The 23,589-nt window shown below is 56.7% G+C and carries 22 protein-coding genes; 13 read left to right on the plus strand and 9 right to left on the minus strand.

The window, feature by feature from the left end:
- Positions 1–136: 136 nt before the first annotated feature.
- Positions 137–1,021, minus strand: a complete 885-nt coding sequence (locus tag BM373_RS03480; protein ID WP_090459479.1) for a D-hexose-6-phosphate mutarotase — start codon at positions 1,019–1,021, stop codon at positions 137–139.
- Between the two features lie 84 nt (positions 1,022–1,105).
- Complete coding sequence (gene gapA, locus BM373_RS03485) at positions 1,106–2,101, minus strand: glyceraldehyde-3-phosphate dehydrogenase (protein ID WP_090459481.1); 996 nt, start codon at positions 2,099–2,101, stop codon at positions 1,106–1,108.
- A 340-nt stretch (positions 2,102–2,441) separates the two neighbouring features.
- Here gapA and msrB point away from each other — a divergent pair, with 340 nt between their 5' ends.
- Positions 2,442–2,855, plus strand: a complete 414-nt coding sequence (gene msrB, locus BM373_RS03490; protein WP_090459484.1) for a peptide-methionine (R)-S-oxide reductase MsrB — start codon at positions 2,442–2,444, stop codon at positions 2,853–2,855.
- Positions 2,856–2,903: 48 nt separating this feature from the next.
- On the plus strand, positions 2,904–3,170 hold the full coding sequence (locus tag BM373_RS03495; RefSeq protein WP_371261080.1) for a YeaC family protein: 267 nt from the start codon (positions 2,904–2,906) through the stop codon (positions 3,168–3,170).
- Between the two features lie 154 nt (positions 3,171–3,324).
- Here BM373_RS03495 and pncA read toward each other — a convergent pair whose 3' ends face one another.
- The 3 genes from pncA to sppA are packed head-to-tail and all read right to left on the minus strand — an operon-like array spanning position 3,325 to position 6,899.
- Entirely contained in the window at positions 3,325–3,966 is a 642-nt protein-coding gene (pncA, locus tag BM373_RS03500) for a bifunctional nicotinamidase/pyrazinamidase (RefSeq protein WP_090459489.1), read from the minus strand.
- A gap of 10 nt (positions 3,967–3,976) precedes the next feature.
- Positions 3,977–4,993, minus strand: coding sequence for an asparaginase (ansA, locus tag BM373_RS03505; RefSeq protein ID WP_090459491.1), 1,017 nt, complete (start codon positions 4,991–4,993; stop codon positions 3,977–3,979).
- A 49-nt stretch (positions 4,994–5,042) separates the two neighbouring features.
- Positions 5,043–6,899, minus strand: a complete 1,857-nt coding sequence (gene sppA / locus BM373_RS03510) for a signal peptide peptidase SppA (protein WP_090459493.1) — start codon at positions 6,897–6,899, stop codon at positions 5,043–5,045.
- A gap of 163 nt (positions 6,900–7,062) precedes the next feature.
- Between sppA and BM373_RS03515 the strand changes: the two genes are divergently transcribed.
- The 3 genes from BM373_RS03515 (at position 7,063) to BM373_RS03530 (ending at position 10,708) form a co-directional block, all read left to right on the plus strand.
- Positions 7,063–7,614 (plus strand): NAD(P)H nitroreductase, encoded by a 552-nt coding sequence (locus tag BM373_RS03515; RefSeq protein WP_090459495.1) that lies wholly within the window; start codon positions 7,063–7,065, stop codon positions 7,612–7,614.
- Between the two features lie 117 nt (positions 7,615–7,731).
- Entirely contained in the window at positions 7,732–8,775 is a 1,044-nt protein-coding gene (selD, locus tag BM373_RS03525; RefSeq protein WP_090459498.1) for a selenide, water dikinase SelD, read from the plus strand.
- 4 nt (positions 8,776–8,779) lie between these two features.
- The gene (locus tag BM373_RS03530; RefSeq protein WP_090459501.1) at positions 8,780–10,708 is read left to right on the plus strand and encodes a DNA topoisomerase III; all 1,929 of its coding nucleotides are present in this window, start codon (positions 8,780–8,782) and stop codon (positions 10,706–10,708) included.
- 215 nt (positions 10,709–10,923) lie between these two features.
- Here BM373_RS03530 and gdhA read toward each other — a convergent pair whose 3' ends face one another.
- Entirely contained in the window at positions 10,924–12,267 is a 1,344-nt protein-coding gene (gdhA, locus tag BM373_RS03535) for an NADP-specific glutamate dehydrogenase (RefSeq protein ID WP_090459504.1), read from the minus strand.
- Positions 12,268–12,536: 269 nt separating this feature from the next.
- Here gdhA and BM373_RS03540 point away from each other — a divergent pair, with 269 nt between their 5' ends.
- The gene (locus BM373_RS03540; RefSeq protein ID WP_256214560.1) at positions 12,537–12,791 is read left to right on the plus strand and encodes a YnjH family protein; all 255 of its coding nucleotides are present in this window, start codon (positions 12,537–12,539) and stop codon (positions 12,789–12,791) included.
- A 3-nt stretch (positions 12,792–12,794) separates the two neighbouring features.
- Here BM373_RS03540 and xthA read toward each other — a convergent pair whose 3' ends face one another.
- Positions 12,795–13,601: an exodeoxyribonuclease III gene (gene xthA, locus BM373_RS03545; RefSeq protein ID WP_090459508.1), complete on the minus strand. Its 807-nt coding sequence runs from the start codon at positions 13,599–13,601 to the stop codon at positions 12,795–12,797.
- Positions 13,602–14,031: 430 nt separating this feature from the next.
- On the opposite strand from xthA, the gene BM373_RS03550 reads away from it, so the two are divergent.
- From BM373_RS03550 to ves, 7 genes are all read left to right on the plus strand, one after another.
- Positions 14,032–15,252, plus strand: a complete 1,221-nt coding sequence (locus BM373_RS03550; protein WP_090459510.1) for an aspartate aminotransferase family protein — start codon at positions 14,032–14,034, stop codon at positions 15,250–15,252.
- Entirely contained in the window at positions 15,249–16,280 is a 1,032-nt protein-coding gene (gene astA, locus BM373_RS03555) for an arginine N-succinyltransferase (RefSeq protein WP_090459513.1), read from the plus strand. The genes BM373_RS03550 and astA overlap by 4 nt, the downstream gene beginning before the upstream one ends.
- Positions 16,280–17,755, plus strand: a complete 1,476-nt coding sequence (gene astD, locus BM373_RS03560) for a succinylglutamate-semialdehyde dehydrogenase (protein WP_090459515.1) — start codon at positions 16,280–16,282, stop codon at positions 17,753–17,755. Before astA ends, astD begins: the two co-directional genes overlap by 1 nt.
- Complete coding sequence (gene astB, locus BM373_RS03565; protein ID WP_090459517.1) at positions 17,755–19,080, plus strand: N-succinylarginine dihydrolase; 1,326 nt, start codon at positions 17,755–17,757, stop codon at positions 19,078–19,080. Before astD ends, astB begins: the two co-directional genes overlap by 1 nt.
- Before the next feature lie 9 nt (positions 19,081–19,089).
- Complete coding sequence (gene astE / locus BM373_RS03570; RefSeq protein WP_090459520.1) at positions 19,090–20,055, plus strand: succinylglutamate desuccinylase; 966 nt, start codon at positions 19,090–19,092, stop codon at positions 20,053–20,055.
- 345 nt (positions 20,056–20,400) lie between these two features.
- Complete coding sequence (gene spy, locus BM373_RS03575; protein WP_090459522.1) at positions 20,401–20,883, plus strand: ATP-independent periplasmic protein-refolding chaperone Spy; 483 nt, start codon at positions 20,401–20,403, stop codon at positions 20,881–20,883.
- Between the two features lie 306 nt (positions 20,884–21,189).
- Positions 21,190–21,747 carry an environmental stress-induced protein Ves gene (ves, locus tag BM373_RS03580; RefSeq protein ID WP_090459525.1) on the plus strand — a complete coding sequence of 186 codons (558 nt, stop codon included), beginning with the start codon at positions 21,190–21,192 and terminating at the stop codon, positions 21,745–21,747.
- On the opposite strand, the gene cho is transcribed toward ves, so the two are convergent.
- Both cho and nadE read right to left on the minus strand, forming a co-directional pair.
- Entirely contained in the window at positions 21,741–22,616 is an 876-nt protein-coding gene (gene cho, locus BM373_RS03585) for an excinuclease Cho (protein ID WP_090459527.1), read from the minus strand. The two genes, ves and cho, sit on opposite strands and share 7 nt — an antisense overlap.
- A gap of 120 nt (positions 22,617–22,736) precedes the next feature.
- Positions 22,737–23,564, minus strand: coding sequence for an ammonia-dependent NAD(+) synthetase (nadE, locus tag BM373_RS03590; RefSeq protein ID WP_090459529.1), 828 nt, complete (start codon positions 23,562–23,564; stop codon positions 22,737–22,739).
- Between the last annotated feature and the right edge of the window lie 25 nt (positions 23,565–23,589).

Genomic DNA, 23,589 nt, shown 5'->3' on the forward strand with positions numbered 1-23,589 from the left:
CCCAAAGGAGAGGGAGAAGGGCAGTCCGTGCTCGATTTGTCCCCTTTCCCAAAGGAGAGGGGAAGGGCAGTCCGTGCTCGATCTGTTCCCTCTCCCTGGGGGAGAGGGTTAGGGTGAGGGGAAAACTTCAGCGCTCTTAACGCTTCACAACCCGGATCGTCTGCGCGAGGCGAGACGGTTTTTCTTCCGTTGTTTTCTGTGCCTTCGTTGCGCAGGCAGATTCCACGCAAACAAAGGTCTTGTAACCGTCATCGGGCATATCGGCCATGCTGGCAGACAGCGCGGGGCCTGGATTCCAGCCAACCACGTTAAAGTGATGATGATGAATCACTTCAATGCTGCGGTTCAGCGCGGCATCGTGGATCACGCTGCATGCTTCCGGGTTCAGGTAAACACGGTCAGTTCTGTCCGGGAAAGTCTGCACGCCGTCAGTCAGCGCGTCTTCTTTCGCACCATTCACTTTATCAATAAAACGATCGCCCAGACCGCTGACTTTCACTGCGCTGATGTCACCCACGTTGAAATAGGTATGCAGCGCGGAATAAGTTTCAAACTCGCCGTGCGCTTCCAGTTCGATTTCACAGGTTTTACCGAGCTTGTAGCGGGCATACAGCGTGAAGTCATGCGGCCAGTATTCACGGCTTGCATCACTGCTTTGCAGTTCAAACGTCAGCACCACGCCATTCTCATCTTCATTGTGCGCTTTCAGCGTCCACGGCAGGTTACGGGCAAAACCGTGAGCCGGCAGGCCTTCTTTCGCCGCCGGGCCAAACCATGGCCAGCAGATTGGCACACCGCCGCGCAGCGCCACACCGTGTTTGAACGGGGTGTTACCGCTCAGCCACAGCACTTCTTCGCTGTCGGCTGGTTTCCAGGAGAGCAGGTGCGCGCCCTGATAAGCAAATGACGCTTTCACCTGCGGATGATCAACAACAATAACGTCCAGTTCATCCATTGCCCGGCGGGAAAGGGTAGTGGTGATCTGGTCGACGACCGGAAGAGCAAAAATTTTACTAATCATGTAGATATTCCTCAATCCTCTGTCTTTGATGCAAAAAAAAAGAGCGACCGAAGTCGCTCTTTGGGATTAGGTTCTCATCTCAACTTATTTGGAGATGTGAGCAATCAGGTCCAGAACTTTGTTGGAGTAGCCAGTTTCGTTGTCGTACCAGGAAACCAGTTTCACGAAGTTGTCGTTCAGAGCGATACCTGCTTTCGCGTCGAATACGGAAGTGCAGATTTCACCGTTGAAATCGGTAGAAACCACGTCATCTTCGGTATAACCCAGAACGCCTTTCATTGCGCCTTCAGAAGCCGCTTTGATTGCTTTCTTGATTTCTTCGTAAGATGCTGATTTTTCCAGACGAACAGTCAGGTCAACAACAGATACGTTCGGAGTCGGAACGCGGAACGCCATACCAGTCAGTTTGCCATTCAGTTCTGGCAGTACTTTACCTACAGCTTTAGCAGCACCGGTAGAGGACGGGATGATGTTCTGAGCTGCGCCACGGCCGCCGCGCCAGTCTTTGTGAGACGGGCCATCAACGGTTTTCTGAGTTGCAGTCGTTGCGTGAACGGTAGTCATCAGGCCTTCAACGATACCGAAGTTGTCGTTGATCACTTTTGCCAGCGGAGCCAGGCAGTTAGTGGTGCAAGATGCGTTGGAAACGATGTCCTGACCTGCATACGCGTCGAAGTTAGCACCGCGAACGAACATCGGGGTGTTGTCTTTGGACGGGCCAGTCAGAACGACTTTTTTCGCGCCAGCGGTGATGTGCTTACGAGCAGTTTCGTCGGTCAGGAAGATACCGGTAGCTTCAGCAACAACGTCAACGCCGATTTCGTCCCATTTCAGGTTAGCCGGGTCTTTTTCAGCGGTAACACGGATGGTTTTGCCGTTAACAACCAGATGGCCGTCTTTGACTTCTACGGTGCCATTGAAACGACCGTGAGTTGAGTCATATTTCAGCATGTACGCCATGTATTCAGCGTCTAACAGATCGTTGATACCAACGATTTCAATGTCAGAACGTTCCTGAGCAGCACGGAAAACAATGCGACCGATACGGCCAAAACCGTTGATACCTACTTTGATAGTCATATATTCCACCAGCTATTTGTTAGTGAATAAAAGGTTGGCTGTAAAATTACAAAAACCTTACGCAGCGTCAAGCGGAATCGTGTCAATCATTGCGACAAATCAATCCTGTGCACAACCTTTGCGCGACTGAGCCGCCTCACTATTCCATTGGCCAATTACCCACATGGGGCTGCCGCGTGGAATTTTAAAGGTCGCGCAAGATAAAAATGTGAATTAGATCACAATTACCTGGCTGCATTTTCGCAACGACTAAGTTTAGAACAAAAGTCCACGCACGGGTGTTAATGTTTTGTTAGAATCAGCGAAAAGAAGTGAAATTCCCAATGTGAGAAGTGAGCATATGGCTAACGATTCTTCTTCGGACGATCTGAAAAAAAATCTTACAGAAATGCAGTTTTACGTGACGCAGAATCACGGCACGGAGCCGCCATTTACCGGGCGTCTGCTGCATAACAAGCGCGACGGCGTCTACCATTGTCTCATTTGCGATGCACCGTTATTCAACGCGCAAACTAAGTACGATTCCGGCTGCGGCTGGCCCAGTTTTTATGAGCCGGTCAGCGATGACGCTATCCGTTACCTGAACGATTACACGCACGGCATGCAGCGCACAGAAATCCGCTGTGGGAATTGCGACGCGCATCTGGGGCATGTTTTCCCCGATGGCCCGCAGCCAACAGGCGAGCGTTTTTGTGTCAATTCAGCCTCGCTGAGCTTCACCGATGATGATAGCGGTGAGCAAATTAAAGGCTAATGAAACGATTCAGCTAACTATTCCATTCGGAGATGAAAAATCGTGAATATGGATGAGCTAATTAGCAGTATGACGCCGGAAGTGTATCAGCGTCTTGCCACGGCGGTAGAGCTGGGAAAATGGCCTGACGGTGTGGCGCTGACGCCTGAACAAAAAGAAAATAGCCTGCAGCTGGTGATGATGTGGCAGGCGCGCCATAACACGGACGCTCAGCATATGACGATTGATACCCGTGGTGAGATGGTGATGAAGAGTAAGCAGCAACTGAAAGAAGATTTCGGTATTGCGCCAAAGCCGATTGCGACGTTTAAGTAGTTTTTGATTTTCCCCCTCACCCTGACCCTCTCCCCAGGGGAGAGGGGACAGATCGAGCGCGGCCCGTTTTCTTAAGTCGGATGCGGACCCGCTTTTCTCCCTCTCCCTCTCCCTCTCCCTCAGGGAGAGGGCCGGGGTGAGGGTGTGCAAATTCTTACCCCTGCGTTTCCACCCAGTCCGCCAGCGTATATAGCGTCGCCCCCGCCGCTGACATATTCATAAACGCCTGTGCGCTGTCCTGCGGATTCAAATTCACCCCACGACATCCATCGGTAATCACGTTCACGCTGTATCCCAGCGACAGCGCATCCAGCACCGTAAACTTCACGCAGTAGTCCGTCGCCAGCCCCACCACAATCAGCGTAGAAATCTCATGATGGCGCAGCCACTCGTCTAACTGCGTTTTCTGCTTATGCCCGTTATCAAAAAACGCGCTGTAGCTGTCAATCTGCGGGTTTTCGCCTTTGTGGAACACCGCATCAATAGCTTTATGCTTCAGCAGCGGGTGCAGTTCGGCCCCTTCGGTATCCTGGACACAATGATCCGGCCAGAACGTTTGCGGCAGGGAATCAAGCCGCCCCTGGGTATACGGCTCTACATTGTGCTGACTGGCAAAACTGCCGTGATCCGCCGGGTGCCAGTCCATACTGGCGACCACCGCATCGCCCCGGGCTTTGCACCAGTCGATCAGCGCATTCGCCACATCCACCGTGCTGTCACCTTCCGGGACGGCAAGCGCGCCGCCCGCACAAAAATCATTCTGAATATCGACTAATAACAACGCTCGTTTTGTCATCATCCGCTCCTTACTCATCGGGCGTCAGTTCGCCGCGCAGGTTTTTCGTCATCGCCTGGCGGATGGCATCCGCATCCAGCCCCTGACTTAACAGATAGTGAAGTTTAGTCAGCGTTGCCTCAACCGTCATGTCAGCCCCGCCGATCACGCCTGCATGCGCCAGCGCGTTTCCGGTGGCGTAGCCGCCCATATTGACCTTGCCGGACATGCACTGAGTCAGGTTCACCACCACAATCCCCCGCGAGCTGGCTTCTGCCAGTTCCTGCAAAAACTCGCCGTTCTGCGGCGCATTACCCACGCCATACGAGCGCAGAATTAACGCTTTCACCGGCTGGCGCAGAAAGTTACGCACCACGTCGGCTGAGATCCCCGGATAAATCGTCACCACGCCAATCGGCTGCGGGGTGATTGGATGCACAATCAGTTCACCCTCACCGTGCGGGGCGGGCGGGGTATTGAGACGGCGGATATGAATCCCCGCTTCCAGCAGCGGTTGCAGGTTGGGGGAGGCAAATGCGTCAAAGCCATCGGCATGGGCTTTGGTGGTGCGGTTACCGCGATAGAGACGATTATTGAAGAACAGTGAAACTTCATTAATCGGATAATTCGCCGCCACGTACAGCGCATTAAGCAGGTTGATTTGCCCGTCCGAGCGCAATTCTGCCAGCGGAATTTGTGACCCTGTCACAATTACCGGCTTGCCGAGATTTTCCAGCATAAACGACAGTGCCGACGCGGTAAACGCCATGGTATCTGTACCGTGGAGGATGACAAAGCCGTCATAGAGGTCATAGTTCGATTTAATATCTTCAGCGATATGCTGCCAGTCCTGCGGCGTCATATCCGATGAATCCATCAGCGGGGCATATTCATGAATAGTGAAATCCGGCATCTCCGGGCGATGGAACTCCGGCATCAGCGCGAGCTGGCGTTGCAGGTGACCGGAGACCGGAATGTAGCCCTGTTCAGAGCGCTGCATACCAATGGTCCCGCCGGTGTAGGCGACATAAATCGATTTTTTGTGCATGGTGTTTTAAAAGCCTGAAAAAATCCCCTCATTGCTGAGGGGATGAGGATTATCGAACGTTAGCGCAGGTGAGACAGAATGCGTAGCGGTTCTGGGGATCGTTAAAGGCGGCGAGCTTATCGCTTTCGGCTTTCACCGTTTGCGCGGCTTCGGCCAGCGGCGCAGGCAGATACGCCTGCAACGCCTGTGGCAGCATCGCACGGACGGAACCGCTCATGCTGTCCATCACCCGATCAAAGAAGCCCGGCTCATCCTGGTAATAATCGATGTGCCACTGCTTGAGTTTGGCGAGCTGTGCCGCTTTCGCGGTGGCATCGTCAAAATCACCCAGCGCGTCAACCAGACCGTTACTCTTCGCATCTTCACCCGTCCAGACGTGCCCCTGGGCAATCTGGTCGATCTGCTCCGGCGTTTTATTACGTGACTGGGCGACCAGAGTAATAAAGCGCTTATAGCCGTTCTCAATGCTGAGCTGCATCATCTGCTGCACTTCCGGCGGCAGGGCTTTTGTGATCGCCACATCCGCCAGCGGCGAGGTCGCCACGCCATCAGTGTGCACGCCGATGGAATCCAGGCTGTTTTCCAGCGTATTGATCACCCCAAAGATGCCGATAGAGCCGGTCAGCGTGCTCGGGTTCGCCACAATGTAGCTCGCCGGTGTGGAGATCCAATACCCGCCCGACGCCGCCATGCCGCCCATCGACACCACCACCGGTTTGCCGGCGGCTTTCGCTGCCGCCAGTTCCGCGCGGATCACTTCCGATGCGCTGACGCTGCCGCCAGGACTGTTGACGCGCAGGACGATCGCTTTCACTTTCGGGTCGAGACGCGCATCGCGGATCTGCGACGCGGTCGTGTCGCCGCCCACATTGCCCGGTGTTTCTTCCCCGTCCATGATCGCACCGTTGGCGAAGACCACTGCCACACTGTCGCCCACATCGGCCGGTTTATTCAGGTTGTAATCGTAGTAACTGACGGCGCGATAGTTTTTATCTTTATCGCTCCAGCCAAACTGTTTGGTCAGCACTTTTTCCACATCGGCACTCGATGCCAGTACATCCACCAGTTTGTTATCCAGCGCGTATTTCGCTGTATCGCCACCCGTTTTGCTCAGGCCATCCAGCACGCCTTTCGCACCAGGGAACACCTGTTGCGGGGTGATTTGGCGGTTAGCGGCAATCGTCGCCAGGTAGTTCTGCCACAGTTCGCCAACCCAACGGCTGTCGGCATCGCGCGCGGCAGGGGACATATCATCGCGGATAAACGGCTCAACGGCAGATTTATACGTGCCGACGCGGAACACATGCGTCGAGACTTTCAGCTTGTCGAGCAGCGACTTGTAATAGAGGCCGTTGGTCGCAAAGCCGTGCAGATCCACCACGCCCTGCGGCGAGAGGTAGACTTTATTGGCGAAGCTCGCGAGGTAGTACTGGCCCTGACTGAAGTTATCGCCCACGGCATAAACCGGCTTACCGCTGTCGCGGAATTCGCGCAGGGCTTTACCGATGTATTGCATGGAGGGCTGATCCGCCCCGGCAAAGTTTTTCAGATCCAGTACAATCCCGGTGATATTGCGGTCCTCTTTCGCCTGGCGAATGGTATCGACAATATCAAACAGGGAGTTTTCCTGGAGGCGGTCAGAGCTTGCGCCAAAGAACTGGCGGCCCAGCGCACCCAGTTTATTGCTACTGGACGGCTTATCGACCACCACACCGGCGATATCCAGCAACAGCGCGCCGCGGCTGGTCTGTTCCGCTTTTTCGCTGCCGCTCAGTTGCATCCAGACGCCCACGCCCACAAGGATCAACAAAATAAAGAAAATGTTGAGTACCAGCTCGCGGACAAAGTTGAGCAGTCGCCACGTCCATTTAAAGAATCCGGCAATAAAGCGCCAAAGGGTTCGCATGTATTCTCCCTAACCCGATTAACAACCCCCGCTACCCTGAGCGGCATGTGCGGCTATCCTAATTACCCGGCGACGACTTGTCAGCATGATTCGCCGTCGCCGCTGTAACAAAATATCCGCTCGTGTTAATTTTATGCATAAATTTGATGAATGGAGTTTAACGATGGATGCATTAGAACTGCTTGTTAATCGCCGAAGCGCTTCGCGACTGGCTGAACCCGCGCCCGCCGGAGAACAACTGGACAATATTTTGCAGGCGGGCATGCGCGCGCCGGATCACGGCACACTCCAGCCGTGGCGCTTTTTCGTGATCGAAGGCGAAGGGCGTGAGCGTTTTAGTCAGCTTATGGAGCGCGGTGCCGTCGCACTGGGCCAGGATGAGAAGGGTATTGAGAAAGCCCGTTCCGCGCCGTTCCGTGCGCCGATGATCATCGCGGTGGTGGCGAAATGCGAAGATCACCCGAAAGTGCCGCGCTGGGAGCAACTGCTTTCCGCCGGGTGCGCGGTAATGGCGATGCAAATGGCGGCGCTGGCGCAGGGCTTTAACGGCATCTGGCGCAGCGGCCCGCTGACCGACAGCCCCATCGTGCGCGAAGCGCTTGAGTGCCGCGAACAGGATCAGATTGTCGGCTTCCTGTACCTCGGGACCCCGCAGCTTAAAGCCTCCACCACCATCAGCCTGCCTGATACCACGCCGTTTGTGCGTTATTTCTGAGCCCTCTGCGCAAAACTGTCTGGATTGTGAGCGAAAGCGGCGCAATTCAGACAGTCATACTTACCACTTCCCTGAATGAGCGCTACCATAGCCGGATTGCAATGACAGGAGATGTCCATGAGCGAGCAAGCCATTCGTTTAACGCAGTACAGTCACGGAGCCGGATGCGGTTGTAAGATTTCGCCCAAAGTGCTGGAGACCATCCTGCACAGCGAGCAGGCAAAATTTGTTGATCCCAACCTGCTGGTGGGCAACGAAACCCGCGACGATGCGGCGGTTTACGATCTGGGCAACGGCACCAGCGTCATAAGCACCACCGACTTCTTTATGCCGATTGTCGATAACCCGTTCGACTTTGGCCGCATTGCCGCCACCAATGCTATCAGCGATATTTTTGCCATGGGCGGCAAACCGATCATGGCGATTGCCATTCTCGGCTGGCCCATCAATACCCTGGCCCCGGAGATCGCCCGTGAGGTGATCGAAGGCGGGCGTTTTGCCTGCCAGCAGGCGGGCATCGCACTGGCGGGTGGGCACTCCATCGACGCACCGGAACCGATTTTTGGTCTTGCGGTCACCGGCGTCGTTCCCACTGAACGCGTGAAGAAAAACAGCACCGCTCAGGCGGGCTGCAAACTGTTCCTCTCCAAACCGCTCGGCATTGGCGTGCTGACCACCGCTGAGAAAAAATCGCTGCTCAAACCTGAACATGCCACCCTTGCCACCGAAACCATGTGTCAGATGAACCTCGTGGGCGCGGGCTTTGCCAATATTGCAGGCGTGAAGGCGATGACCGACGTGACCGGTTTTGGTCTGCTCGGACACCTGAGCGAAATGTGCCAGGGCGCAGGCGTACAGGCGCAAATCAACTATCAGGCGATCCCTAAACTGCCGGGCGTCGAGGAGTACATCGCGCAGGGCGCGGTACCGGGCGGCACCCTGCGCAACTTCGCCAGCTACGGTCACCTGATGGGCGAGATGCCGCAGGCGTGGCGCGATCTGCTGTGCGATCCGCAAACCTCCGGCGGCCTTCTGCTGGCGGTCTCACCTGAGGCGGAATCTGAGGTGCTGGCAACGGCGGCAGAATATGGCGTCACCCTGACAGCCATTGGCGAGCTGGTTACGGCCCGCGCCGGTCGCCCTATGATTGAGATCCGGTAATTCGATGCGGTTGTTTATTGCCGAAAAACCGAGCCTTGGCCGCGCCATTGCGGATGTGCTCCCCAAACCTCACCGCAAGGGCGACGGCTTCATTGAGTGCGGCAACGGTCAGGTGGTGACCTGGTGTATCGGTCACCTGCTGGAGCAGGCGCAGCCGGATGCCTACGACAGCCGCTACGCCCGCTGGAACCTCTCTGATTTGCCGATCGTCCCGGATAAATGGCAGCTTCAGCCCCGCGCGTCGGTCACTAAACAGATTAACGTCATTAAACGACTGCTGAATGACGCCAGTGAAATCATTCACGCCGGTGACCCGGATCGTGAAGGTCAGTTGCTGGTGGATGAAGTGCTCAACTACCTGCAACTGCCCGCTGAAAAGCGGCGCAACGTGCAGCGCTGCCTGATTAACGATCTCAACCCGCAGGCGGTGGAGAGGGCGATTAACCGCCTGCGTTCAAACAGCGAATTTATTCCGCTCAGTTCTTCCGCGCTGGCCCGCTCCCGCGCTGACTGGCTTTACGGCATCAACATGACCCGCGCCTGGACGCTGCTCGGGCAGAACGCCGGTTATCAGGGCGTGCTCTCGGTCGGGCGCGTTCAGACGCCGGTGCTGGGGCTGGTGGTGCGCCGCGATGAAGAGATCGAAAACTTCGTGGCGAAGGATTTCTTTGAGGTCAAAGCGCACATTGTGACGCCCGCCGACGAGCGATTCACCGCCACCTGGCAGCCGAGCGAAGCCTGCGAACCGTACCAGGATGAGGAGGGGCGTTTGCTGCACCGATCGCTTGCCGATCATGTGGTCAAACGCATCAGCGGGCAGCCCGCGCTGGTCACCAGCTACAACGACAAGCGCGAAACCGAGCCTGCACCGCTGCCGTTCTCGCTCTCATCCTTGCAGATTGAGGCGGCAAAACGCTTTGGCCTCAGCGCGCAAAACGTGCTGGATATCTGCCAGAAGCTATATGAAACCCACAAGCTCATCACCTATCCGCGTTCGGACAGCCGCTACCTGCCGGATGAGCACTTTGCCGGTCGCCACGCGGTGATCAATGCCATCTCCGTGCACAGTCCGGCGCTGCTGCCACAGCCGGTGGTGAATACCGATATCCGCAACCGCTGCTGGGACGACAAAAAAGTGGATGCGCACCACGCGATCATTCCTACCGCGCGTAGCAGCAAAGTGAATCTGACGGATAACGAAGAGAAGATTTACACCCTGGTCGCCCGTCAGTACCTGATGCAATTCTGCCCGGATGCGGTGTTCCGCAAATGCACCATTGAGCTGGATATCGCCAATGGAAAATTTGTGGCGAAAGCGCGTTTTCTGGCGGAAGCGGGCTGGCGCACGCTGCTCGGCAATAAAGAGCGCGATGAAGAAAACGACGGCACGCCGCTGCCGGTGGTCGCCAAAAACGACGAATTGCTGTGCGAGAAAGGCGAAGTGATCGAACGGCAGACTCAGCCGCCGCGCCACTTTACCGATGCCACGCTGCTGTCGGCGATGACCGGGATCGCTCGCTTTGTGCAGGATAAAGATCTGAAGAAAATCCTCCGTGCCACCGATGGACTGGGCACAGAAGCGACGCGTGCCGGGATTATCGAACTGCTGTTTAAGCGCGGATTTTTGCTGAAGAAGGGGCGCTATATCCACTCCAGCGACGCCGGACGGGCGCTGATCCACTCACTGCCGGAAATGGCCGCGAGGCCTGACATGACCGCGCACTGGGAATCAGAGCTGACGAAAATCAGCGAAAAGCAGTGCCGCTATCAGGACTTTATGCAGCCGCTGGTGGGGACGCTGTATCAGCTGATCGATATCGCGCGAAGTACTCCGGCCCGTCAGTTTAAGGGCATTGTCGCGCCGGGCGGTCAGAAAAAGACGTTTAAGAAGCGGGCGAAGAAAAGCCCGCCTGCGGTTGGGGTGGGAGAATAGGGGTTACCCCTCACCCCGACCCTCTCCCTAAGGGAGAGGGAGAAAAGCGAGTACGCATGCGGTCTGTCCCCTCTCCCTCAGGGAGAGGGTTAGGGTTAGGGTGAGGGTGCCTGTACTCCCTCTCCCTGAGGGAGAGGGCTGGGGTGGGGGTGCCTGTACTCCCTCTCCCTCAGGGAGAGGGCTGGGGTGAGGGTGTTTGCATTCCTGAGGGTGCTTTAAACCACACCCTGCGCCAGCATCGCATCCGCGATCTTCACAAACCCGGCAATATTCGCCCCACGCACATAGTTCGTCTGCTTGCTCTCACCGCCGTATTCCACGCAGGCGTGGTGAATATCCAGCATGATGTGATGCAAACGTGCATCCACTTTCTCCGCCTTCCAGCTCATGCGCGCGGCATTCTGCGCCATCTCAAGTCCCGATGTCGCCACGCCGCCGGCATTGGCGGCTTTGCCCGGTGCGAACAGCACGCCTGCCTCCAGGAACAGATCGGTGGCTTCGATGGTGGTCGGCATATTGGCCCCTTCCGCCACAGCTTTCACCCCGTTGGCGACAAGCTGACGGGCGGCATCCACATCCAGTTCGTTTTGCGTGGCGCATGGCAGGGCGATATCCACCGGCACCGACCACGGCTGCTTACCTTCGAGATAGACCAGATTAAACTCGCGGGCGTAATCGGCCACGCGCCCGTCACGGCTGGCTTTGATTTCAGCCAGACGCGCCAGTTTTTCCGCATTGAAGCCCGCTTCGTCCACCACCGTCCCGCTGGAATCCGACGCGGTGACGACACGTGCGCCAAACTCCATCGCTTTCTCAATGGCGTACTGCGCCACGTTGCCGGAGCCGGACACCGCCACCCGCAGCCCTTCAAAACTCAGTCCGTGACGTTTTAACATCGCTTCGGTGAAATAGACCAGCCCGTAACCCGTCGCTTCCGGGCGGATCAGGCTGCCGCCGAACGACAACCCTTTGCCGGTGAACACGCAGGCGCTGTTGTTGGAGAGTTTTCTCATCATCCCCGCCATAAAGCCCACTTCACGCCCGCCGACGCCGATATCGCCCGCCGGTACGTCCGTATCCGGCCCCAGATGGCGGTACAGTTCGGTCATCAGCGACTGGCAAAAACGCATCACTTCGCCTTCACTTTTCCCTTTCGGATCGAAATCGCTGCCGCCTTTGCCACCGCCCATCGGCAGGGTGGTGAGCGCGTTCTTAAACGTCTGCTCAAAGCCGAGGAATTTCAGGATCGATAAATTGACCGACGGGTGAAAACGCATTCCGCCCTTATACGGCCCAATGGCGGAATTGAACTGCACGCGCCAGGCGCGGTTCACCTGCACCTGATTGCGGTCATCCACCCACACCACGCGGAACTGGATCACCCGCTCCGGTTCAACCAGTCGCTCCAGAAGAGAAAGCTGGCGGTAGCGGGGATTATTTTCGATAAACGGCCACAGCGTCGTCATGACTTCACGAACGGCCTGGGCAAATTCAGTCTGGTGTGGATCACGTTGTTGAGTACGGGTCAGGAAGGTTTCCAGAGAGCAAGTCTGTTCCATAGATATAAGAGCCTCTTATGACGAAGGTGAATAATATTTTTTTTAGGTTGTGCACGCAATGGTTTGCTTTTTTCGACTATACCACTGGAAAACCGGCATAAGAGAAACGATTCTGGCAGAGGCTGAGAAATTAATGACCTGCGGTGGGTCATAATAAAAAATGATGACGATACCCGTTAAAGCTTCTGCGTTTTTTTACCGTTATAGTTATAACCACCACTGACTCAGGAAAAAAAACGATGATCCGATCCACCCTGTTCGCAGCCGGCATGCTGGCGTTGTTATCCGTTTCGGCCCACGCCGAGGTGCGTTACAGCACAGGCGGCGTGGATGTCAACGTCCCGCCAGAGGTCTTCAGTTCTGGCGGTCAGCGCCCGCAACCGTGCAATCAGTGCTGTGTTTATCAGGATGAAAACTATTCGGAAGGGGCGGTAGTGAAAGCGGAAGGTATTTTGTTGCAGTGTCAGCGTGACGAACGCACGCTGAGCACCAATCCGCTGGTCTGGCGACGGGTTAAACCCTGACGCTTACAGATCAAACGCCGCCCATACCGGGGCGTGATCTGACGGTTTTTCCATTCCGCGAATATCGTAATCAATGCCGGTGGCGGTGCAGCGGGCGGCCAGCGGCGCGCTGGCCATCACCAGATCGATACGCAGTCCACGGTTATCATCAAAGCCTTTCGAGCGGTAATCAAACCACGAGAACTGGTCATTCGCCTCCGGGTTAGCGTGACGGAAGGTATCCACCAGCCCCCAGCCCTGTAAACGCGCCATCCACTCGCGCTCTTCCGGCAGGAACGAGCATTTGCCCGTACGCAGCCAGCGCTTGCGGCTGTCTTCACCAATACCGATGTCCAGATCCGTCGGGCTGATGTTCACATCGCCCATGATCAGCACCGGGTTGTCTTTGTTCAGCTCGGTTTCAAGGAAGTCCTGCAAATCCTGGTAAAATTTGGCTTTGGCCGGGAATTTGGTCGGATGGTCTCGGCTTTCGCCCTGCGGGAAATAGCCATTGATAACGGTGATATTGCCAAGCGATGACGGGATTTCCGCCATGATAATCCGGCGCTGAGCTTCGCTGTCATCCCCAGGGAAGCCGCGACGCACCATAACTGGCGTCTCTTTGGTCAACAGCGCCACGCCGTAGTGACTTTTCTGCCCGTGATAAAACACGTTGTAGCCAAGTTTTGCGACATCTTCGAGCGGGAACATATCGTCGTGAACTTTAGTTTCCTGCAAGCCAATCACATCCGGCTGATGTTTTTCGATGATGGCTTCCAGTTGATGAGGGCGGGCGCGCAGGCCGTTGATATTAAAAGAGACAAATTTCATAGTCTGCCAGGAGTAATGAATGGTGCAGCGATGTTATCAGAAAGTATCTCCCGCGCCGATGATTTATGCCGATGGCTGTCACAGCGCAAACCGATAAGCCGCGCTTTGCCCTGAAACGGTGCGCACTGCCCTGAAAAAGCGCGTAAATGGCGGTGAAGTTCTGCTAAAGATCACAAATCCAGAATGATATTTTATGAGTGCATAAACTTTCTTGCCGATCGGCCCGCCATCTGACGCACCCTTAAAATTATTCACTTAATATGCACTATTAGTGAATAACGCTGCTTTTTAAGTTATTGATTTTACGATCACCTCTCTCCGTTATGCATTTTTATCGCTGGCTGGCACGAACCGTGCAATCTACATTTACAGCGCAAAAGCCAAAACTATTAACATATATATAACTTTTCATTTACCGGATGAGGTCGCTATGTCCCAGTCAGTTACGCGTGAAAACTTTAATGAATGGATGGTGCCGGTTTACGCACCCGCCTCTTTTATTCCGGTGCGGGGCGAGGGTTCTCGCCTGTGGGATCAGCAGGGCAAAGAGTATGTCGATTTTGCGGGCGGCATTGCGGTAAACGCGCTGGGACATGCACATCCGGCCTTACGCGAAGCGTTAACCGAACAGGCGGGTAAATTCTGGCACACCGGCAACGGCTACACCAACGAGCCGGTGTTGCGGCTGGCGAAACGCCTGATTGATGCCACTTTTGCCGACCGCGTGTTCTTCTGTAACTCCGGGGCGGAAGCCAACGAAGCGGCGCTGAAACTGGCGCGTAAATACGCCCACGACCAGGCCGGCGCGCAGAAAAGCGGCATCGTGGCGTTTAAAAACGCATTTCATGGCCGCACGCTGTTTACCGTCAGCGCGGGCGGTCAGCCTGCCTATTCGCAGGATTTTGCGCCGCTGCCGCCGGAGATCCGCCACGCCACCTATAACGATCTCGCGTCTGCCCGCGAACTGATTAATGAAAATACCTGCGCGGTGATCGTCGAGCCGATGCAGGGCGAAGGCGGCGTGGTACCTGCCGATCGCGCTTTCCTGCAAGGGCTGCGCGAGCTGTGCGACAGCGTTGATGCGCTGCTGATTTTTGATGAAGTGCAAACCGGGGTCGGACGTACTGGCGAGCTGTACGCCTATCAGCATTACGGCGTCACGCCGGACGTGCTGACCACCGCCAAAGCGCTCGGCGGCGGCTTCCCGATTGGCGCGATGATCACCCGCGAAGCCTGCGCACAGGTGATGACCGTCGGTACCCATGGCACCACTTACGGCGGTAACCCGCTGGCGTCGGCGGTAGCCGGGGCGTTGCTGGATATTGTGAACACGCCTGCCGTACTGGACGGGGTGAAACAGCGCCATCAGTGGTTTACCGAGCAGTTAGCCGGGATCAACTCCCGTCTGGCGCTGTTCAAAGAGATCCGTGGCCTCGGGTTGCTGATTGGGGCGGAACTGACCGCAGAGCACGCCGGAAAAGCCAAAATGATCTCCCAGCTTGCCGCTGCCGAGGGCGTGATGGTGCTTATCGCCGGAGCCAGTGTGCTGCGTTTTGCCCCGGCGCTGAATATTAGCCAGCAAGAAGTGAGCGACGGGCTGACGCGTTTTGCCCGGGCCTGCGAGCGCTACCTGTCGGGAGAGACAGTATGATGGTGATCCGCCCGGTCGGGCACGACGATCTTCCGGCGCTGATGCAGCTTGCCGGGAAAACGGGCGGCGGCCTGACGTCGCTGCCTGCCGATGAAGCCACGCTCTCCGCGCGTATTGAACGCGCGCAGCAAACCTGGGCCGGCACCCTGCCGCCCAGCGAGCAGGGCTATGTGTTTGTGCTTGAAGATACCCAAACCGGCACCGTCGCCGGGATCTGCGCCATCGAAGTGGCGGTAGGTTTAAACGATCCCTGGTACAACTACCGCGTCGGCACGCTGGTGCACGCCTCGAAAGAGCTGAATGTTTACAACGCGCTGCCGACGCTGTTTCTCAGCAACGATCACACCGGCAGCAGCGAACTCTGCACCCTGTTTCTCGATCCGGACTGGCGCAAAGAGGGCAACGGCTACCTGCTATCAAAATCGCGCTTTCTGTTTATGGCGGCGTTCCGCGACCGGTTCAACGAAAAGGTGGTGGCGGAAATGCGCGGGGTGATCGATGACACCGGCTACTCGCCGTTCTGGGAAAGCCTCGGCAAACAGTTTTTCTCAATGGAGTTCAGCCGCGCCGATCACCTGTGCGGCACCGGGCAGAAAGCCTTTATTGCTGAACTGATGCCCAAACATCCGATCTATACCCATTTTCTCTCTGACGAAGCGCAGGCGGTAATCGGCGAGGTGCATCCGCAAACCGCGCCCGCCCGCGCGGTGCTGGAAAAAGAGGGCTTCCGCTACTGTAATTATGTGGACATTTTTGACGGCGGCCCGACGCTTGAGTGCGACATCGACCGGGTGCGGGCGATCCGCAAAAGCCGCCTGGTGGAGGTGGCAGAAGGCCAGCCCGCGCCGGGGAAATGGCCGACCTGTATGGTGGCGAATGAGCAATATGAACAGTTTCGCGCCATGCTGATTAATGTCGATCCGCAAACCGAACGCCTGGTACTGAGTGCCGCGCAGATGGATGCCCTGAAATGTCAGCCTGGCGATAACGTTCGTCTGGTGCTTCTTTGCCCGCAGGAGAAAAAATAATGAGTCTTTGGATAAATGGTGACTGGGTAACGGGGCAGGGTGAACGCCGGGTGAAAAGCGATCCGGTGTCGCAGGACACACTCTGGACCGGCAACGATGCCGATGGAGCCCAGGTTGATATGGCCGTTCGTGCCGCGCGGACGGCTTTCCCGACGTGGGCCAGAATGCCCTTTAACTCCCGTGAAGGGATCGTGCAAAAATTTGCCACGCTGCTGGAGGCCAACCGGGTCAGCCTGACGGATATCATCGCCCGTGAAACCGGGAAACCGCGCTGGGAAGCGGCGACCGAACTGGGTGCGATGATCAATAAAATCGGTATTTCCGTGAAGGCGTACCATGCGCGCACTGGCGAACAGCACACTGAACTTGCCGACGGCGCGGCAACCCTGCGTCACCGTCCGCACGGCGTGTTAGCGGTGTTTGGCCCCTATAACTTCCCGGGCCATCTGCCGAACGGACACATTGTGCCTGCACTGCTGGCGGGCAACGCCGTTATCTTCAAACCGAGTGAACTGACGCCGTGGAGTGGCGAAGCGGTGGTCAGACTCTGGGAGCAGGCCGGGTTGCCGCCGGGCGTGCTCAATCTGGTGCAGGGCGGGCGGGAAACCGGGCAGGCGTTAAGCCAGCATACTGACCTCGACGGCCTGCTGTTTACCGGCAGCGCCAGCACCGGCTATCAGCTTCATCGCCAGCTTGCCGGGCAGCCGGAGAAAATTCTGGCGCTGGAGATGGGCGGTAACAATCCGCTGATCGTCGAAGATGCAGAAGATATCGACGCGGCGGTGCATCTCACCATTCAGTCGGCTTTTATCACCGCCGGGCAGCGCTGCACCTGCGCGCGCCGTCTGCTGGTCAGGCGCGGCGAGCAGGGCGACGCGTTTCTCACCCGTCTTGTTGAGGTGGCCGCACGCATCACCCCCGCCGCCTGGAACGCCGAACCGCAGCCGTTTATCGGTGGGATGATTTCACCGCAGGCCGCCGAAGGCGTCTATGCCGCCTGGCAGGGACTGGCCGGGCGCGGTGGTAAAACGCTGCTTGCCCCGCGTCTGTTGCAGGCGGGCACCTCCCTGTTAACGCCCGGCATTATCGAACTCACCGATGTTCCCGACGTGCCGGATGAAGAGGTGTTTGGCCCGCTGCTCGGCGTCTGGCGCTACGATGATTATGAGCAGGCGATCCGCATGGCGAATGCCACCCGCTACGGGCTCTCCTGCGGGCTTGTCTCCCCGCAGCGCGAGAAATTCGACACGCTGCTGGTGCAGGCGCGGGCGGGGATCGTCAACTGGAATAAACCCCTGACGGGTGCCGCCAGTACCGCCCCCTTTGGTGGCGTCGGCGCGTCCGGGAACCATCGTCCGGGGGCCTGGTACGCCGCCGATTACTGCGCATGGCCGATGGCGAGCCTCGAATCCCCGGCGCTCACACTGCCTGACAGCCTCAACCCCGGCCTGGATTTTGGGCGGGAGGAACAGTAATGAAAGCACGCGAAGTCAATTTTGACGGGCTGGTGGGGCTGACGCACCACTATGCCGGTCTCTCTTTTGGTAATGAGGCGTCCACGAAGCACCGCTTGCAGGTTTCGAACCCGCAGCTTGCGGCGAAGCAGGGGCTGCTGAAGATGAAAGCGCTGGCGGACGCCGGGTTTGCCCAGGCGGTGATCCCGCCGCACGAGCGTCCGAATGTGCCGGTATTACGCCAGCTCGGATTTACCGGCAGCGATGAGCAGGTAGTTGAAAAAGCCGCCAGAACTGCGCCGGAACTGCTCAGCGCGGCGAGTTCCGCCTCGCCAATGTGGGTCGCCAATGCCGCCACGGTCTGCCCGTCGGCAGATGCGCTGGACGGCAAAGTGCATTTCACCGTGGCGAACCTGAACAACAAATTCCACCGCTCGACGGAAGCGCCGACGACCGAAGCCTTGCTGCGGGCGATTTTCCGCGATGCGGATCGTTTCGCCGTTCACGGTGCGCTGCCGCAGGTGGCACGCTTTGGCGATGAGGGTGCGGCGAACCATAACCGCTTCAGCCGCGAGCACGGCGAGCCGGGCGTGCAGCTTTTTGTCTATGGCCGTGAAGAAAACGGCCATGCCTCACCGGAGCGCTACCCGGCGCGACAAACACTTGAAGCGAGCCAGGCGGTGGCGCGCATCAACCAGGTCGATCCGGCGCGGGTGATTTTCGCCCAGCAAAACCCGACGGTAATCGACGAAGGGGTGTTTCATAACGACGTGATCGCGGTATCGAACGGCACGCTGCTGTTTGCCCATGAGCGGGCGTTTGTTCAGCAGCGCGGACTGCTGGCAAAACTGGCGGAGCAGATCCCCGGCTTCCAGGCGATAGAAGTCCCGCAGGCGGTGGTGTCGGTGAAAGACGCGGTCAGCACCTATCTTTTTAACAGCCAGCTTCTGAGGCGTGATGACGGCAGCACGACGCTGGTGTTGCCGCTGGAGTGCCAGCAGCATCCGGGCGTCTGGCGTTATCTCAACGAACTGTTGGCACAACAGAATCCGGTTAACGATTTGCGGGTGTTTGACCTGCGCGAGAGTATGGCGAACGGCGGCGGCCCGGCCTGTCTGCGTCTGCGCGTTGTGTTAAACGATGACGAAGCGCAGGCGGTCAATCCGGCAGTGATGATGAATGATGCGCTGTTCGCCACGCTTAACGACTGGGTCGATCGCTACTACCGCGACCGTCTGACGCAGGCCGATCTTGCCGATCCGCAGCTGTTGCGCGAAGGGCGTGAGGCGCTGGACAGACTGACACAGCTACTGGATCTGGGATCGGTCTATCCGTTCCAGCATTAAGGACAGGTCATGGAGAACTTTCTGGCACTGACCCTGAGCGGGGCAACGCCGTTACACGCCTGCGGGCAGAACGGGAATTTTCGCTGGCACTGGCGGGGCGAGGGGCTTCTGGAGCTTATTCCGCACGAGGCCACCGAACGGGCGCTGGTGCTCTCGGCGGGCATTCACGGTAACGAAACCGCGCCGGTGGAACTGGTAGACGGGCTGCTTGCCCGGCTGATGCGTGGAGAAATCCCGTTGCGCTGGCGCGTGCTGATTATTCTGGGTAATCCGCCTGCGCTGCGCGAGGGCAAGCGTTACCGGCACAGCGACATGAACCGGATGTTTGGCGGGCGCTGGCAGCAGTTTGCGCACAGTGCAGAAACGCTGCGCGCGCAGCGGCTTGAGGAGGTGGTGGGGGAGTTCTTTTCGCCACAGGCCAGTGAGCGCTGGCATCTGGATCTGCATACCGCCATTCGCAGTTCGCACCACATTCGTTTTGGCGTGCTGCCGCAGCGTGACAAACCGTGGGAGGAGCCATTTCTGCGCTGGCTTGGTCACGCCGGGCTGGAAGCACTGGTGTTTCATCGCGCGCCCGGCGGCACTTTCACTCATTTCAGCGCGCAGAATTTTAACGCGCTGGCCTGTACCCTGGAGCTGGGGAAAGCGCTCCCGTTCGGACAAAACGATTTGCAGCAGTTTGCGACTACCGCGGAGGCACTGGGCGATCTCATCAGCGGGCAGGCGACGCCGGACGCAGGCGAGATGCCGCTCCGTTACCAGGTTGTGCAGCAACTGACCCGTCACAGCGATGCATTTGTGCTGCATATGGCAGACGATACGCTGAACTTCACGGTTTTCCCGGCGGGAACCTTACTGGCGCAGGAAGGGGAGACACGCTATTTTGCGCAACATGAGGTGGAATATGTTTTATTTCCTAATCCCAATGTGGCCCCCGGTTTGCGGGCTGGTTTAATGTTGACGCGCTGCAAATAAATATCTGGCTGTTTATTCCCGACGGGAATGAGCAGCTCTTTATTTATTGCTAAGCACGTTATGCGTGAGTTCCGGAAAAATCTTAAGTAATTGCTTTATTATTAGGCATAAATACGCTACTCTTCTTCACATTCCCTTCTAAATCAATCAATTGTATATTTCTGTTTCAACTCTCCACGCTTTATCCTTATTTCCTTCATAATTGCCGATAATTTGTTTTTTACACTTTCAATGCTTTACTGTTGCTCTGATTATTTGACGAAAAACCCCGTAAAGTGAACATCGTCAACACGGCAAATAGCGAAAGACACGCCGTAAAAAATAACTGAAAGAAGGAAGACCATTATGCGTAAATTAACTGCCCTGTTTGTTGCTTCTACCCTGGCACTGGGTGCCGCTAACCTGGCACACGCAGTGGATACCACCGCCGCTCCCGCTGATGGCAAAGCGATGATGCACCATAAAGGCAAGCCAGGTATGCATCACGACATGATGTTTAAAGATCTCAACCTGACCGATGCGCAAAAACAGCAGGTGCGCGAAATCATGAAAAGCCAGCGCGACCAGATGAAACGCCCGTCGCTTGAAGAACGCCGCGCGGCGCACGACATTATCGCCAGCGATACCTTCGATAAAGCGAAAGCCGAAGCGCAAATTGAGAAAATGCAGGCGCAGCACAAAGACCGTATGCTGGCGCACATGGAAACCCAGAACAAAATTTACAACATTTTAACGCCGGAACAGAAAAAGCAATTCAATGCCAATTTTGAGAAGCGTCTGACAGAACGTCACGCGCCGGAAGGTAAAATGCCTGAATCCGCCGAATAACAGGGCGAACTGAACGAAGACCGCCGGTCTTGCCCATAAAAGCATTGTGCTGTGGGCAAGTCCGGCGGTTTTTTCTTATCTCCCCCTTGTCAGCGGCACCGGACAAGGTATGCTCCTGCTGAATGTATCGCGTAAAATTGCCTCTGTTTCATAACGTTAAAAAAATATCGTAAGCAGCCCGGTCATCGCTAAGGCAACGGACCCCTGCTGCCGATAACCTACAGTGGCCGATAAACGATAACAAACATAATGCTGCTCTTTTAAGCGGTGGCACAGACGCGCGTTGCGTGTCATTCAGGAGTGATGATGGAATATTTTGATATCCGCAAAATGGCGGTCAATCTGTGGCGAAACGGCGCGGGCGAAACCCGTGAGATCTGTTGTTTTCCGTCGGCGACCCGTGATTTTAACTGGCGCGCCAGTATTGCCTCCCTTGCCAGCAACGGTGATTTCCCGCAGTTTCCCGGCGTTGATCGCACCATTACTCTGATCGAGGGCGGTGAAGTGACGCTGGATGGCGGCAACGCGTTTTGTCATACCTTAAAACGGCTGCAACCTTTTGCGTTTGCAGGTGAGCAGCCGGTCAAAGCGCAGTTGTCTGACGGGCAGATGTCGATGGATTTCAACATCATGACCCGCCGCGATCGCTGCCGCGCCAAAGTGCGCGTCGCCGACCGCACCTTTACGACGTTTGGCTCGCGGGGTGGGGTAATTTTTGTGTTAAGCGGTGCGTGGCAACTGGGCGACAAGTTGTTGACCGAAGATCAGGGCGCATGCTGGCAGGATGGCCGCCATACGCTGCGCCTGCTGCAACCCGAAGGACAACTGTTGTTCAGTGAGATCACTTGGCTACCCGGTCATTGACCGGGTTTTGGCAAAACGGTGATATCGAATTTGCCCGCCATCAGAGGCTTACACAGGATTTTGTAGCCATCGTGATCGAACCCGGCCTGGGTACGCAGCAGGGCGGGCGCTTCATCCAGCGATTCCACCGAACCCAGCCACAGCCAGTTATGAATGATGTGGTACTGCGTCATCTCCCCGAAACTTTCCTTCAGACTGATAGGACCGTTCCACGGCCAGCAGACGAGCTGCATGCGATCCATGGCCTCGCGCAGGCGCGCGTCGTGCGCTTCTTTGCTCTCTTTGCCACAGCATGCGCCCGCACAGCGGTTTAACGCCGAGCGAAAACAGGCGCGTCCTCGCGTGACCGATTCCAGCCCCAGCAGGCCATAACAGAGCTTGTGCTCATCAGCGATGGTTTGCAGGGTTTGCAGCGCCGCCCGCCGGTTGGCGAACAGTCCGTACAGCCCCGACTGACTGGAAAAATCCACCTCTTTGGCGTACACCACCTGCGGTTTGTCGTCGCCAAACAAGAGCGAGCAAAGCTGGCGATTGCGGCGCAGGCGTTTATTGAAGAGCGGCTGTTGCTCTTTAATCAGTTGCGCTTCGAGCAGCAGCGCGCCGAGTTCTCCGGCGGTACAAATCCAGGTGATGCGCCGCGACTGGCGCAGCATGGAGGCTTCATCCGGGGTACGCAAATGCGACAGAACACGGCTGCGAATGTTGACGCTTTTACCGATGTAAAGCGGCATGGCTTCGCTGTCGCCGTGAAAGAAATAGACGCCGGGATGCTTGGGTAAGGCTTCAAGCCACGGCCGCAGATGTTCGGGATATTCATAGATTGCCGCCGCTTCAAAATGTAAACGCGGGGCTGATTGACGCCTGACCACAACTCACTCCTGATACTGTTCACTTATCCAGTGTATCAGGCAATGCGTGGCGAAAAAAGAGGCGATGTGCGGGAGGAAGAATGCCGGATAGCGCGGTGCCACCCGGCAGGGAGAGATAAATCAGTGTTTCCAGAAATCGTCGAAAACAGTGATCGGCGGACGGCGTTTGTGCTCGGTCTTCAGATACCAGCCTTCGATAATGCGGGCGGTGCCTTCGTCAAGCGGCTTGCCTTCCAGATAATCATCAATGTTTTCATAGGTAACGCCGAGGGCCGCTTCATCGGGCAGAGAAGGGCGATCGTCTTCCAGATCCGCCGTTGGCGCTTTCTTCCACAGATGCTCCGGGCAGTTTAAGTGCGCTAATAGCTGCTTGCCCTGACGCTTGTTCAGACGGAACAGCGGGTTGATATCGGTGCCGCCGTCGCCGTATTTGGTATAGAAGCCGGTGACCGCTTCTGCCGCATGATCAGTGCCGACTACCACGCCTTTGCTCATCCCCGCGATGCTGTACTGCGCTTTCATACGCTCGCGCGCCTTTTCATTACCACGGATAAAATCGCTAAGTTCAATTCCGGCATCACGCAGTGCCTGCTCGCTGGCCAGTACGGATGATTTGATATTGACGGTCAGCACCTGATCGGGCTGGATAAAACCGATGGCGTCCTGGCAGTCTTTCTCATCGGCCTGCACGCCGTAGGGCAGGCGCACGGCAATAAACTGGTAGCTGTCATCTTTGGTTTCGTCGCGCAGTTCGCTAATCGCCAGCTGGCACAATTTACCGGCAAGGGTGGAATCCTGGCCGCCGCTGATGCCCAGCACCAGGGATTTCAGAAAAGGATGCGCGGTGAGGTAGGCTTTTAAAAAATCCACGCTGCGGCGGACTTCTTCCTCTGGATTAATGGTCGGTTTTACGCCCAGCGCCTGAATAATCTCTTGTTGTAGCGTCATGAAAACACCCTCTGTCAGTTAACCT

Origin of the sequence: Enterobacter sp. kpr-6 (assembly GCF_900116015.1) — a bacterium.
Classification (GTDB): domain Bacteria; phylum Pseudomonadota; class Gammaproteobacteria; order Enterobacterales; family Enterobacteriaceae; genus Enterobacter_D.

Coding starts and splice junctions, on each gene's coding strand:
- BM373_RS03480 (WP_090459479.1), bottom strand. CDS start 1,021: ATGATTAGTAAAATTTTTGCTCTTCCGGTCGTCGACCAGATCACCACT.
- gapA (WP_090459481.1), bottom strand. CDS start 2,101: ATGACTATCAAAGTAGGTATCAACGGTTTTGGCCGTATCGGTCGCATT.
- msrB (WP_090459484.1), top strand. CDS start 2,442: ATGGCTAACGATTCTTCTTCGGACGATCTGAAAAAAAATCTTACAGAA.
- BM373_RS03495 (WP_371261080.1), top strand. CDS start 2,904: ATGGATGAGCTAATTAGCAGTATGACGCCGGAAGTGTATCAGCGTCTT.
- pncA (WP_090459489.1), bottom strand. CDS start 3,966: ATGACAAAACGAGCGTTGTTATTAGTCGATATTCAGAATGATTTTTGT.
- ansA (WP_090459491.1), bottom strand. CDS start 4,993: ATGCACAAAAAATCGATTTATGTCGCCTACACCGGCGGGACCATTGGT.
- sppA (WP_090459493.1), bottom strand. CDS start 6,899: ATGCGAACCCTTTGGCGCTTTATTGCCGGATTCTTTAAATGGACGTGG.
- BM373_RS03515 (WP_090459495.1), top strand. CDS start 7,063: ATGGATGCATTAGAACTGCTTGTTAATCGCCGAAGCGCTTCGCGACTG.
- selD (WP_090459498.1), top strand. CDS start 7,732: ATGAGCGAGCAAGCCATTCGTTTAACGCAGTACAGTCACGGAGCCGGA.
- BM373_RS03530 (WP_090459501.1), top strand. CDS start 8,780: ATGCGGTTGTTTATTGCCGAAAAACCGAGCCTTGGCCGCGCCATTGCG.
- gdhA (WP_090459504.1), bottom strand. CDS start 12,267: ATGGAACAGACTTGCTCTCTGGAAACCTTCCTGACCCGTACTCAACAA.
- BM373_RS03540 (WP_256214560.1), top strand. CDS start 12,537: ATGCTGGCGTTGTTATCCGTTTCGGCCCACGCCGAGGTGCGTTACAGC.
- xthA (WP_090459508.1), bottom strand. CDS start 13,601: ATGAAATTTGTCTCTTTTAATATCAACGGCCTGCGCGCCCGCCCTCAT.
- BM373_RS03550 (WP_090459510.1), top strand. CDS start 14,032: ATGTCCCAGTCAGTTACGCGTGAAAACTTTAATGAATGGATGGTGCCG.
- astA (WP_090459513.1), top strand. CDS start 15,249: ATGATGGTGATCCGCCCGGTCGGGCACGACGATCTTCCGGCGCTGATG.
- astD (WP_090459515.1), top strand. CDS start 16,280: ATGAGTCTTTGGATAAATGGTGACTGGGTAACGGGGCAGGGTGAACGC.
- astB (WP_090459517.1), top strand. CDS start 17,755: ATGAAAGCACGCGAAGTCAATTTTGACGGGCTGGTGGGGCTGACGCAC.
- astE (WP_090459520.1), top strand. CDS start 19,090: ATGGAGAACTTTCTGGCACTGACCCTGAGCGGGGCAACGCCGTTACAC.
- spy (WP_090459522.1), top strand. CDS start 20,401: ATGCGTAAATTAACTGCCCTGTTTGTTGCTTCTACCCTGGCACTGGGT.
- ves (WP_090459525.1), top strand. CDS start 21,190: ATGGAATATTTTGATATCCGCAAAATGGCGGTCAATCTGTGGCGAAAC.
- nadE (WP_090459529.1), bottom strand. CDS start 23,564: ATGACGCTACAACAAGAGATTATTCAGGCGCTGGGCGTAAAACCGACC.